A 12,648-nucleotide genomic window follows, 5' to 3' on the forward strand; every position below is an offset into this window, starting at 1 on the left:
AATGTTGATAAAGTCAGCTGATTGATAACTTCACTTTATATTCATACGTAGAGACCATTTAACGATGGTTATTAGCTGATCAACTTGCTTCTTGCTTTACAAAGTCAATGGCTACGACTAAGGCAATCATGATTTGTTCAAAGCTTTCATCTTCTACATCAATTTCATAAGTATCGCCCCATGTAAACCATTTTTCGTTAACATGTCCGATAACTTGGTCTCTGCTGAGCACATCAAAATGTTTATCCCACCAGTCACCTCGTACACTAATGTTTTTCCCTTCAATACGGTATCGCGCTTTAAAGAATGCGAATTGCTTTTGAATCATTAGCTCCTCCTTCCCATCAACTTCAACAAAGAACTTGGGTAAAAAGCTAAATATTTTTTTAGTTACTCGTGCGACTTTGTTTTCATTAACATCTTTAATCGTAAACGTCTTTGGGATTTTAAAGAAACTTCCCTCAACAAAGTATTTATCGGTTTCATTCTGATCTTTAATGGTAAATCGTTCACTTAAACTAAATACTTTCTGTTTCATGTATAATCGATTCATTTTTATCCTCCTTCTTATTTACTCTATCCATTGAATACGCGAGCCTGCCTTTTCCATTATAAAATACGAACAAGGGATTTAGATAGAGCTATTTTTACGGGTATTAAAGCACACTAAAAACGCACAACAATTATGGATGTCAATTCTCAAATATGTTAAAATATGTACAGGTGCACTTTTAAATTATCATAAACGAAGCTTCAAGCGGAGGGCTACAGAACGTAGGTCATGCAGACGTTGCCACAGGACGTGGCGGGCTTAGTCTGTAATCCTTCTTAAAGATGTGGCGGTTTTAGTCTACGATCTTATCCACCCACTGATTGCAGGTGTGTTGAGGGAACAGGACATTAGCGGCCGGTAATCAATTGACCTCTATTTTTATTTTGAGGTGGGGTTTTAAGGACGGTTATATGTATTAAATTAGAAGAACAAGTTCGATCTAAACAACTTTTTCACAGCTTTATTATCTACAAAATATAAAAGGGGGTATTTTTATATGAATATAAGAGGCGTTCGTTTAAGCTACGTAGGAATAACCCTTGTCACTACCTTATTACTTATTGCTAGTCTAAAGGAAATGTATTTATACGGAAGTCGATTCATCTTATTATTGCCTATGACTTTATTAATTTTTCCCTTACTGTTTGTAAAACGAAGGGAATGGTTAACGTACAATCCTCACGTATTTAAAACGAGGCAGAAGTGGACAAAAGATGATTGCTTACATGTCTGCTTAGTAATCATCGGTTCAATTATTACCTATACCCTGAGTATTGACTTTGACCTTGGTCCGATTTTAGCTGCCGCTTTAGTCGGCATGTTCTCAGCACTATTTTTACCTAATTACCAAAACGCCCTGTACTGTGGTGCGTTTGTAGGCATGAGTTGTTCAACCTTCTTGCCAAACCTCTTCTGCATTCTACTTGCCGGTCTATTAACCGGCATCACTTATATACTTTCCAAAGCGCTATTTAATGGATTCGGAGGTAAACTTGGAGCAATCGCATTGATTGGCACCTTAATGACCAGTTTTATAACAGGTTATTACCCTTTAAATGCGCGTATGCCTTCTAAAGAGATTCTTCATCTACTTATCTTTTATGCTATTCTAGCCGCTGTCTTAACGACATTTTTCATTCATCGTGTTAAACTAAGCCCTGTACTTAGCTCGGCTATCGTTTCACTTTCGGGCACCTTATTATTAACCTCGATTCACGCTCATTCAGAAGATGTTTTATCCTTAATGGTTATGTGTGCTAGCTTTGCTGGTATGTCAAGTCATGAACGTATTCCTAATGAAGGATACATGATTGTTGTGGCGCTTATTGCTGCCGTACTCTTCAAATATAGCCAACCTTTTATCGATAATGCCGGTGGTAAACTTGGTACGATCGCCTTTGCTTCAGCAATTACTACACACGGACTGATTCAATCCACTTATTATTTGCAACAACAAATATCCGCAAAGAAAAAACACCATCGCTTTAAAGCTAAATTATTATCTTCTTTTCAAATAAAATAAAAGGAGGGAAGCGCACTCCCTCCTTCACCTACTAACTATTCAAACGCTTATAAACCCATTTCACCTTTTAAACGCTCAAGTTCATCTTCTACTGCAGCAGAACTTTGATCTAAAGCATATTTTTCTTCAAGGCTTTTTGCTTCATCAACAGGTTTCTCATTTAATGATGCCATTGCATTCGCTTCGTCTAATTGTTGCGTTACTTTTTCTTCCATTCGTTGGAAAGAAGACATGGCTCCCTGTGCTTTACCAGCTGATTTAGTCATATCATTAAGTTTCTCTTGCGTATTCGCTACTGAGATTTGAGCTTTAAGCATAGCTCGACGACCTTTTAGTTTTTCAATGTCAGAAGCTAGCTTGTCATGCATTTGGCGCATTTTACTGGCATTTTCATGTGCGGTAGCATATGTCTTTGCTAGGCCAACCCCAATATCCTCTAATTCTTGTTTCTTTTTCAAGAAAACACGAGCATCTGCTTCATTACCAGCCGTAAGTGCTTTTTTGGTAAGTTCTGTATACTTTTTAACTTCTGCATCATTATCATCAACTTGGCGTTTTGCTTTTGTTTCTTCTGCCATCACGCTAGCTGTATTTTCTTTAACTTCCGCTAAATCTTTCATCATATTTCGTAAATACTGATCAATCATCTTCTCAGGATTTTCCATACGATCAAGTACTGCATTAATATTAGAACTTATAATATCTTGAAATCGTGCTAAGATTGACATGTTTAATTCCTCCTAAAATATTATGATGGTTGGTTTGTATTATTCTCTTCTTGATCTTGATATTTGCTTGACAAGTCTTCTGCTTCATATTGACCAAAAGTATCTATATCAGTATTTAACATTTTCTCTAATCGTTCTGCCTCTAGTTTCTTTTGTTCTTGCCGGCGCTTCCACCAAACAAATGCCACAGCTAGTATAGCTATCACAACAATTGCAGTGACAATATCAATCCACGGTGACGTGGTCACTTCCATGATACGATTTGCTGTATCTTGAAATACTAGACTAAAGAATTCTGCATTGCTGATATTATCTTCATAGTAATATTCTACATAATCAAACAATATATCACCAGCTTCTGTATCGATTACACTTCGAGCTTGGGTACCTACAACATAGTGCTTGACATACTCTCCAGGAGTCGGTTCGAAAAAGACCAATAACAAATGGGCTTCATCCGTAAATAATTCATCATATAACTCATTTGAAAAAGCCTCTATCTCAGCCATTGAAGGATCGACATCACCAGCTATATGATCGGTAATGTAAACATGAGGCTGCACACCTGTCTCATTATAAAAATGTCGTAATCCTCTGAGCATTGTCGTTTGGTTATCAATCCACCCAAGCTGATCCGTGAAATAATCTGTTTCGTCCACAACCCCAGAAGGCAAAGGTTCTCGCTCAACTGTTGAGGAGGTAATTTCGCCAGAATCCGTTATCGCTGAGAAAATCATTGAAACAGCAGCAAGACCAAGCAGTACTAAAATAACAATACCAACATTTCTTGAGCACCCCATTCGTTGCCTTCGAGGACGGGGTGGTCTCCGATCGTCACGATAATCTCTTCTTTCTGAACCCTCTCTATATTGCGAACCTTCATGATACTGATCAGAGTGATGATGGTGATGATGCTGATCACGATGGTAATAAGGGTCTGAGTAGCGGTTTGAAAAGAAGCGTCGTCTCCGAACCGGACGATAATAGCCACCAGGCTCATCATAATATCCATAATCATAATCTCGGTGTCTATTTCTACCAAACCAAGACCGATTTCTCGTATCCTCTCTTCTAGATGTGGTCTCATTTCTCTTTCTATTATTCTGTGTTAACGTATTCACGCTACTTTTACTAGGCTGTTTCTTTTTATCTACTTTTCTTTTTTCATGAGCAGTTGTATCGACTTTATTTCGCCCAGGATTGGTAGGTGTTTCCTTACCTCTTCCCCTGTTGGTTGATCCAGATTGCCTGTTTTTACTGGCACTTGACGTACTCGCACTTTTACCTCTTCCTATACTAGAGGATGAAGCAGAATTTCCTTTGCTCCTCCCTGAACTTATAGATGCAGAGGCTTTGCTTTTCGACTGACTTGATGTAGAGCTGCTTGCTTTGCTTTTCGGCTTACTCGATGTGGAACTACTTGCTCCACGGTTTCGCCCAGCACTACCTCGATTACCACCAAAAGAGCCACTCCTCTTATTTGTTCCGCTCTTTCCTCCTCTACCCATAAAACACTCACTCCTTCATATGTCCTAGCCGTTTTATCTTACCTAAAAATTAGCATACGAGAAAGGAAGTGTCAACATAAGAATAGCTATCCAACCTATTTTGAGCACTGCCATACTGGGATTTTAATGGTGATTAAAAGGGACTTATTTTATATTGTAAAAACCTAGAAATGCTCCCCCTTCCTTGCCTAACGAAGCCGTTCGTTCTGTTAGCACGTTTGAGGTTATACTTATTAACTTCCCACTTCCATGTAAAAATATTTTTCTGCAAACATATGTAATAAACCTTCAATCCGTATGGGGCGTTCTTCTCCCACTAATTGAAGGTTCATTGAATCAGGACGTTAGCGATCGTCTATATAGATGATCGCTGTTCTCTATTTAAGGCGAGCGTTTTACGATCGGTTAGCCGTGATGAAAAGAGCATCTGTTGTGACGACCGCTCATGCCCTTATAGTAATTTAGATAATGGTCGATCGACTTTCTCAAAAGCAAGTGCAACATTTTGATTCGTTATATGCCCCTTAAAGATATTCATGCCTGTATATATCATTCGATTTTGTTTACATGCCTCCACTAAGCCTAAGTTAGCAATCTGTAAGGCATAAGGAAGGGTTACATTAGTCAATGCTACCGTGGATGTTTTCGGTACAGCACCGGGCATATTCGGAACCGCATAGTGCAATACCTCATGTTTTATATAAATGGGATCGTCATGTGATGTGGTTCGATCAACGGTCTCAAAAATTCCACCTTGATCAATCGCAATATCTACAATGACCGACCCCGGTTTCATCGTTTTCACCATCTCTTCAGTTACAAGAGTTGGGGCCTTTGAGCCCGGGATTAAGACAGCACCTATCACCAAATCTGCTTCAGTAATCACTTTGGCTATATTTACTTCATTAGACATTAAAGTGACGACACTTTGTCCATAGACCTCTTCTATTTTTTGTAGCACATTAAGTTTTACATCTAAAATCGTTACATGTGCCCCAAGTCCTTTTGCTATTTGCAGAGCATTCTGACCTGCAACGCCCCCGCCAATAATAACGACCTTTCCGTTCTCAACACCAGGCACACCACCAATAAATATCCCTTCTCCTCCCTGAGGACTTTGTAGAAAATAGGAACCCAATTGAACCGACAAACGGCCGGCAACAGCACTCATTGGAGTCAGTATCGGTAAACTACCATCTTCCTCTTCCATTGTTTCATAAGCAATTGCTGTCACTCCCGCTTGACTTAGTGCTTCTGTTAATAGCGGTTCATTAGCTAAATGCAAATAAGTAAATAAAATTAAACCCTCCCTAAAGAATCGATATTCACTTGCTTGAGGCTCTTTCACTTTAATCACCATATCGGTTGCCCACACTTCTTCTACCGACATCGAAAGCACCGCTCCAGCTTCTTGATACTGCTCATCGATAAAGCCGGCTCCCTCTCCCGCCCTCGACTCAATAACAACCTGATGACCTTGGCGTGTTAACAGCTTAACCCCCATCGGTGTTATCGCCACGCGTCGCTCATTATTTTTAATCTCTTTTGGTACGCCAATTCTCATAGCCAATCCCTCCTGAACTTAAGTGCACACTCATTTAATTTAGTGAATATTTTCACATGAATTTAATTTAACACTTATTCTCCTAAGCCGCTAGCCTTATGTCTGAATATCTGTCAAATGACTAAACGACTTTATTTTTATAAAACAAACCTTCAATCAGTAGGCTTTTTTGTTCTTTTCCTACTGATTGTCGTTGAGTGAATCAAGAGGCCTCCGTTAGCTCCCGCCTAAATAGATGAGCTCTACTCTCTTTTTGAGCGCTTATTTTACGGACGGTTATCTGTGATGAACAATAGAATCTGTAAATAGTAAACTTGATGAATCTACCAAGATCAAGCATACTCCTTTAATGAGAAAAATGAACCCATTCGTTTGACATTCAGCGAATGGGTTCATTTTTCTTACTTTTCGCACTTTAACATTTTCCCTTAGTCATTTCCACTTCTTTATTAAAATCTTTGCTAACGCGAGGAGAAGCAAGCTGTATCCTCAACTGTTGCAAGAAAAGCGATATTAGTTAACTAGCTAACTTTGTCTTCAGTTTTTCTTCGATTTCATCAATATAAATCATTTTTGAAATACCGTCTTGTTCCTTTTCTAGTACAACCAGTGTCGGTAAATAAATCGAATCAAACGGTGCGAAAAAGTCATGATCATGGTCAAAATAAACAGGCAGCTTAATCGCCTGATCATTTATAAACTGATTAACCTTATCGATATCGCGATCATCTTCACATAAAGGGACATGAATCGTTATAATTGAATCACTGTGTTGATTGTGTAGTTGATTGAAAATCTGCTTGCAGTGCTTACAGCTTAGCGACCAGAAATAAATCATTTCTATCTTATTCACATCTTGCAATCCAAATCTTTCACTTAATTGCTCTAAAATAACGGTTCTATCCATGACTCACTACTCCTTTATTATTTTACTTAAGCGATGATTACTATTAAAAATCGCTGTGATAATTAGTAAGAACATACCTAAACTGACACTAATAATGGTCAACATTTGGAAGCGTTCTGTTAACGAAAACAGATAAATGATACTGAACAGTAAACTAGCAAGCAAGCTCCATCCGATCATTTGCTTATAATATAATTTTGCTGACATCTTACCTTGAATCATTAAATGTAAAAAAACAAGTATGCGTAATCCTATTGTCATGATAAACAGGATATGAAAGCAAATAATAGCTGAAACGGTTGGAAGTGCATCAGTGTATGCAGCTAAAACATGAAGCCCAATCAGCAAGGAAAGATTAGGGAGGATTGCAACAGCTTCAATAGATAACACTTTTAATAACAGTGAACCAGGCGTTGTCAACAGATCCTCTGAGTGATAATGCCGAACCATTCCAGAAAGGAATCCTCCAAATAGGTGCGAGACAATCACAAAAGTGAAAATCACATAATAGAAGCGTGGCGAAATGTTAATCAGCGCTAGCGCTAATACAACCGTTACAACTGCTTGCAGAGCAAGACTTTTATAACTTTTTCGCAACAGTAACCATTCAAACCAAACAAAGGCATACGTCTTTGTTAAAGACTTCCCGCCCCACCAACTATTACTAATCGTTTTTCTGTTAGACATATGAAGCAAGGCATTAACATCTTGATACTGTGACCAAAAATCACCTTCGAAGACAAGGCGTTCTTTAAAGCTCGCTCTTTCACTAAACATGTGAATGACCACTAAGCTCACAGCAGTCACTGTAAGTAAAACCATTAAAGAAATAAGGTGTAATCGACCATTTAACAGTTCGCCTAACTTAATGAAGGCATCATTAAAACGTAGTGCATAGTCACCGAACGTCAAGAAGTATGACACAATCACAAATCCAATAAGGGCCAATCCTAATAACCCAACACAAACGAAACTGGGCACAGCACTTCCTCTAATCGTAGATAGCGAGAATGAGAGAAGATCAAAGCTGATAAAAATTGAATAACATATCAGGCCTTTAATCACCACATTATGCCAAGATCCATTCACTAACATGATTAACTCTACAAGGATAGCTGAAGCTAACCACACAGATAGCCTAGGAATAACCTTTGATAGAAACAACGCAACCATAATCTTAAAGCTTGACTTGGGAACCGAATATATCCAGGTAATCTCATTCAGATGACTAGGTAGCCGATTTGACACCACACCAAAAAAAGCATGACAGAGTAATAGCCCAAGCACAATCCAACCTTGCCATAATGCATAAACTGTATCCCATTTCACAAACAGGTTGTATTGAAACCAAGCAATGGAAAAAAAACCAATCATCATCAATAATATGATGTGACCTGACTTCAACGACCATTGTTTGAATTTCCGGCGCTGTCGTTTTAATTGTAATGCAATGATATTATTCATGAACTTGGACAGCACCCCCTAATCTTTGAATGACTTGATCGCCCCACGCTATTTTTTCATCTTGAGCTTGCGGGACTTGATCTACACCTTGGCTTTTACCTTTACGCAACATCAAGCAACTGTCGGCAACATCTTTAATAAAGTCTAAACTGTGCGAAGAAACCAGGATGGTCTTCCCCTTTGCTTTCTGGTCAACAAGCCATTTTGCCAACCATTGACGTGAAGGAATATCTAATCCGTTAGTTGGTTCGTCTAACACAAATAATTGTGCCTGATGTTGATAAGCTGATGCTAACATGACTTTTTGCTTCTGACCTTTTGACAAACTTCCACTCGTTCGATCTGCATATGCTGACAACCCAACGGCTTCTAACGCCTGACCGACCGATTCCTCGAGTTTATCACTCGGTACACCAAATGCTTTTGCCTTAAACTGGATATGCTCAACTACCGTTAGTGAAGGGAAAAGGTGGGGCTGATCCGGCACAAAGGCTGTTAAACACTTGCCTGCTTCTGTACCCGGTTGGTTACCTGCAATCTCAATCGATCCGGCATCCGGTTTCAATAAACCGGCAATGCATCTTAGCAAGGTTGTTTTCCCAGCACCATTAGCACCAATAATGCCTACAATCGTTCCAGAAGTAGCTTGAAAATGAATATCAAAAATCCCTTCCCCTTGCCGATACGCTTTGGTTAAGCCGCCTACATCTAACATAAATACAACCACCTCTACATTACTATTTATATCGATTCAATCTAACGAAACGCGCGTCACACAGATTATGACTCACTAAGAGGTGTTAAAGACTGGCGTTTCACTTTTCGTTTACTCATTTGATAATCGATGAGTGGCAAAGATGTCATTAAGAAATTATAAATAAAGTGGGCAACAAAAACAGCTAAAAATCCGAAGTAAACATAGACTACACCGAGAATCATACCAATGATCACTAATTGTAAGCCTCGATATAGAGAAGATGAAAAGCCTAGACCTTGATGTAGAAAAGCCCATAAAATCGAGGTTACCACAATCGCTATAACGGTTTGATTGATGAATAAACTAAGCAATGAAATGCCGAGTAATCGATAGATGACCTCTTCAAGTAAGGCACTTTGTATCGACATACTAATTGATTGTTTATATTTATAACCCGATAAAAACGTAGAACGTGAAGACAATTCAGGAGCTATGCGAAGAAAACCATGTTGTTGTAAACAGTGAAACAGCACACTTGTTAGCGATAAACAGATAAAGCCTGTCCCAATCCCAGCCAACAACTGTGTGATGCTATTTTGAAAGGTGATACTCCCATTTAAATAAGCAAGATTCAAACCGACAAAGGATAATAAAAACATGAGAAAACCATAAGCAATCATGCCAACTAAAGCAGATAAGACCCCAACTGTATAAATTGACCTGACGGTTAACCGCGAATCATAGGCGTTAATTAGACTTAACTTAATATCATCTACAGCTGTTAATAAAATAGAGAAAATCATTAATCCTGTTAAAGCAATACTCGTATAGACATTAATCACCTGTTCGATGTTAATTAAAACAAAAATAGCTACAGTAACCGCAATTAATGAGCCAATAAAACCACTTAAATTAAGTGCCGTTTCGCGATACTCTTTTCTAACAATCGCTTGCATGTCACTTGTGTTGATCTCTGTATCATTAGCTACTTCCGTCACCCGACCATCTTCTAAAATGATCGTGATTTTCATCCGTAGATCACCTTGACTAATCATGTACCAGTAGTGCTTAATATTTGCTAATTCTTCTGTCCGTTCACCTGCTCCAGTCGCTTCTATTCGATTCCAAATACAACTGTGCTTATGTTTTATTCGACTGACGACATCAGCCGATGATGTCATTGTTTTATGTGCTTCATTATAAATAGCCGCATCTCTGATTGTCGTACTTAAGAATGTGACTTCTCCCTTGGCACTAATATTAATAACGATTGAGTTGTCCTGATCAATAAACCGTATGCGCCACGCTTCTACGATACCCCAATCAAATAATAGGTGTCGCCATTTATCTAATAGATTTAACTTATGCATTCGGTTAATTAACTTGTGGTCATACCAATAACTTGTATACCATGTCCATTTACTAACATCCACCCCTACCAGCTGGTTGATATAATCAGTTGCTATATGTACCGCCTTTTTCTCGGGCAACAGCGAAGATTCATAGCTAGCTGGTCTGAACCGCCAATATAAAAACATTGATGCTAAACCTAACACAAACAAAAGCATTTCAATCACCGTTTTATCACACCCTTTCTAAGCAAATGAATGAGGAAGATCTACCTCATCTGGAAAGTTAACTTTTGCGAGACATCGACATGTTCTAGCCCGTTGTTGTAGAGCCTGTAAATTAGCAGGCCGACCTAATGTCTCAAAACTGTCTTCTAGTATATGCCCTAATGCTTCTGTTTCAATTTGGCACGGTGTAACAAGACCATCAGCCCTAATGTACCATTGCAGATAGCCTGGCGTACTATATTCCGTACAACCCTCATTATTTTTGCCATCCCATACCTGAAGATAGATTTGATCTTGATATTTTTTGTTAGCCTCAAAAAATTGAGCTTGCACGTCCTGATATTGTTCTTGTGATAAACTGAGCGTGTCCAACTGTTCTGCTCGTCCTAAAGGCAAGGTCATGCCAGCTCTAAACCCACTAGCACCAGCATTAACACAGTATTCAATCACTTCAGCGACGGTTTGATAATTGTTGGGATTAACGGTCATCGCAACTAAAGTCGGCACACCATGATTTGACAGTTTCTCTATCGTATTTATAGATTCTACAAACGCCCCTTCTTTTCCTCTTAACTGATCATGAATTTTTGGTGAACCATCGATACTAATTTGCACGGAAAGATTGGCTAAATTGGAAATGAGATTAACTTCATCATCCTTCCAATTCAAACCATTTGAAAAAAGGTTTACCGTTGAAAATAAAGAACTCGCTGTTGTAACAATTTCTTTAAACCCTTTAATTAACCGAGCTTCACCACCTGTTAGCGTAATATCATTGATTCCATTGGCCGCTAAACGATGCATAATGGCGATCCAATCCTCAGCCTTTAACTCACCTTTAAGTCGCCTACCTGATGACGAATAACAAAAAGAACAAAATAAGTTACAACCATTTGTGAGCTGAAGTGTACAACTAATTGGCAAATAGGATCGAGTCGATCCTGTGACCACGAAAGAGGGAACCTTATGTATCCATGCTTCTGTTATTGGGTGAGCTGCCAATTGATCCGTTAAATCTTGCTCACTAATCGTTTCTTTTTTCATAATACTGAGTACTTGAGCCGTCTTTGCTACCGATTTATTTTTAGCTAATAACAAAGCTATTTCTACCGCTTCACCACTTAAACGAAAATAATACATACTCTTTCGTTCAACCAACAATGCACTATGTGGTTGTAAGTGAATATAGTATTCTGGTTCTTCAATAGCTTGCAAAATAAAAGCCTCCTTGACATTTAATCGTGTAGGGAAGACGATTGGCGCATCAATCTTCCCATACCCGTTTCATCTTATGCATAGATTGCTAAAGCCATGAACAATCATCTGCCTCTAAATCTACCTATCATTCATTTAAATCAGCCTTCATTAATGCTTAATAAAGGAAACCATTTTATATGGTGGCTTTCGCAGGGCTTAGTGGTGGCCAACACGCTTTCGTTAGAGAAACGGTCTTTGTCGCCCAACAAGCCGTACACCCTACCGTTTTGACAAGCGGTCTAGCCACAGGTGTCCCTGTCGAAGCATATGTTGATTCCCATCTGTTTTTGTTAGATATGTCTTTTGTCATTTTTTCACCTCCCATTATCACTTATTAAACTATATTATTTACTAGTCATTTTATGACAATTAACAGAATGATATGCTTGATATTTTTCAATTTAGTGGAAATTAGTATGTGGAAATAATTACAATATAAGCTGGAGATTAATAAGACATTACAGCTTCTTATCAGTTGTTATTGAACATCTTAGTCAAGAAAAGACAGGAGAAAAAAACGGTGTGCGTCAAGGATTTTAAAGCGATTGGCCCAGGCAGTGCAACAGTTATATGAGGCGTTTTATTAATGTTTTTTCTAGTAAATAAATACCTAGCACATTTATTTATGAACACAAAGGCGAATTTTAGTGATTGTCTTTCTCTCTATTTAGTTGATCACTTGCATTCTAGACTGTATCTTCAATTATATAAACAAACATCCCTGTACCGCTCTTAATAACAGCCTAGGGATGTTTCATTTTAAGTTATGGTTTGGAACAACCGCTCACCTTTAATTGCTAAAGCCTTGATTAATACGCTAAAGCGTTAATCAAAGCCCTTATCGTGAACCGCCGCCTCCACCACTTGAAGC

11 protein-coding genes are annotated in these 12,648 nt (G+C 38.5%); 1 reads left to right on the forward strand and 10 read right to left on the reverse strand.

Features of this window, described 5'->3' with window-relative positions; all coding sequences use genetic code 11:
• Positions 1-79: 79 nt before the first annotated feature.
• On the reverse strand, positions 80-553 hold the full coding sequence (locus JOE23_RS06440) for an LURP-one-related/scramblase family protein (RefSeq protein WP_204436719.1): 474 nt from the start codon (positions 551-553) through the stop codon (positions 80-82).
• 496 nt (positions 554-1,049) lie between these two features.
• Between JOE23_RS06440 and JOE23_RS06445 the strand changes: the two genes are divergently transcribed.
• The gene (locus tag JOE23_RS06445) at positions 1,050-2,075 is read left to right on the forward strand and encodes a hypothetical protein (RefSeq protein ID WP_204436721.1); all 1,026 of its coding nucleotides are present in this window, start codon (positions 1,050-1,052) and stop codon (positions 2,073-2,075) included.
• Between the two features lie 47 nt (positions 2,076-2,122).
• Here JOE23_RS06445 and JOE23_RS06450 read toward each other — a convergent pair whose 3' ends face one another.
• The 9 genes from JOE23_RS06450 to skfA all read right to left on the reverse strand — a co-directional run bounded on the left by JOE23_RS06450 (position 2,123) and on the right by skfA (position 12,102).
• Positions 2,123-2,803: a PspA/IM30 family protein gene (locus JOE23_RS06450; protein WP_204436723.1), complete on the reverse strand. Its 681-nt coding sequence runs from the start codon at positions 2,801-2,803 to the stop codon at positions 2,123-2,125.
• A 20-nt stretch (positions 2,804-2,823) separates the two neighbouring features.
• Positions 2,824-4,311 (reverse strand): TPM domain-containing protein, encoded by a 1,488-nt coding sequence (locus JOE23_RS06455; RefSeq protein WP_204436726.1) that lies wholly within the window; start codon positions 4,309-4,311, stop codon positions 2,824-2,826.
• 451 nt (positions 4,312-4,762) lie between these two features.
• Positions 4,763-5,875 carry an alanine dehydrogenase gene (gene ald, locus JOE23_RS06460; protein ID WP_204436729.1) on the reverse strand — a complete coding sequence of 371 codons (1,113 nt, stop codon included), beginning with the start codon at positions 5,873-5,875 and terminating at the stop codon, positions 4,763-4,765.
• Between the two features lie 517 nt (positions 5,876-6,392).
• Positions 6,393-6,782, reverse strand: coding sequence for a TlpA disulfide reductase family protein (locus JOE23_RS06465; protein WP_204436731.1), 390 nt, complete (start codon positions 6,780-6,782; stop codon positions 6,393-6,395).
• Between the two features lie 6 nt (positions 6,783-6,788).
• Positions 6,789-8,246 carry a sporulation killing factor system integral membrane protein gene (gene skfF / locus JOE23_RS06470; RefSeq protein ID WP_204436733.1) on the reverse strand — a complete coding sequence of 486 codons (1,458 nt, stop codon included), beginning with the start codon at positions 8,244-8,246 and terminating at the stop codon, positions 6,789-6,791.
• Positions 8,239-8,961 (reverse strand): ABC transporter ATP-binding protein, encoded by a 723-nt coding sequence (locus JOE23_RS06475; protein WP_204436735.1) that lies wholly within the window; start codon positions 8,959-8,961, stop codon positions 8,239-8,241. Before JOE23_RS06475 ends, skfF begins: the two co-directional genes overlap by 8 nt.
• Positions 8,962-9,026: 65 nt before the next feature.
• Complete coding sequence (locus JOE23_RS06480) at positions 9,027-10,511, reverse strand: CPBP family intramembrane glutamic endopeptidase (RefSeq protein ID WP_420827535.1); 1,485 nt, start codon at positions 10,509-10,511, stop codon at positions 9,027-9,029.
• A 27-nt stretch (positions 10,512-10,538) separates the two neighbouring features.
• Positions 10,539-11,735 (reverse strand): sporulation killing factor system radical SAM maturase, encoded by a 1,197-nt coding sequence (skfB, locus tag JOE23_RS06485; RefSeq protein WP_239585295.1) that lies wholly within the window; start codon positions 11,733-11,735, stop codon positions 10,539-10,541.
• Between the two features lie 175 nt (positions 11,736-11,910).
• Entirely contained in the window at positions 11,911-12,102 is a 192-nt protein-coding gene (skfA, locus tag JOE23_RS18250; protein ID WP_420827532.1) for a sporulation killing factor, read from the reverse strand.
• Positions 12,103-12,648 lie beyond the last annotated feature (546 nt).

Origin of the sequence: Amphibacillus cookii, from assembly GCF_016908375.1 — a bacterium.
In the GTDB taxonomy this organism is placed as follows: domain Bacteria; phylum Bacillota; class Bacilli; order Bacillales; family Amphibacillaceae; genus Amphibacillus_C; species Amphibacillus_C cookii.

Bases quoted from the DNA above. Each gene is read 5' to 3' on its own strand.
- JOE23_RS06450 (WP_204436723.1), bottom strand. From the start codon at position 2,803: ATGTCAATCTTAGCACGATTTCAAGATATTATAAGTTCTAATATTAAT.
- JOE23_RS06440 (WP_204436719.1), bottom strand. From the start codon at position 553: ATGAATCGATTATACATGAAACAGAAAGTATTTAGTTTAAGTGAACGA.
- JOE23_RS06480 (WP_420827535.1), bottom strand. From the start codon at position 10,511: ATGCTTTTGTTTGTGTTAGGTTTAGCATCAATGTTTTTATATTGGCGG.
- JOE23_RS06475 (WP_204436735.1), bottom strand. From the start codon at position 8,961: ATGTTAGATGTAGGCGGCTTAACCAAAGCGTATCGGCAAGGGGAAGGG.
- skfF (WP_204436733.1), bottom strand. From the start codon at position 8,246: ATGAATAATATCATTGCATTACAATTAAAACGACAGCGCCGGAAATTC.
- JOE23_RS06465 (WP_204436731.1), bottom strand. From the start codon at position 6,782: ATGGATAGAACCGTTATTTTAGAGCAATTAAGTGAAAGATTTGGATTG.
- JOE23_RS06455 (WP_204436726.1), bottom strand. From the start codon at position 4,311: ATGGGTAGAGGAGGAAAGAGCGGAACAAATAAGAGGAGTGGCTCTTTT.
- JOE23_RS06445 (WP_204436721.1), top strand. From the start codon at position 1,050: ATGAATATAAGAGGCGTTCGTTTAAGCTACGTAGGAATAACCCTTGTC.
- ald (WP_204436729.1), bottom strand. From the start codon at position 5,875: ATGAGAATTGGCGTACCAAAAGAGATTAAAAATAATGAGCGACGCGTG.
- skfA (WP_420827532.1), bottom strand. From the start codon at position 12,102: ATGGGAGGTGAAAAAATGACAAAAGACATATCTAACAAAAACAGATGG.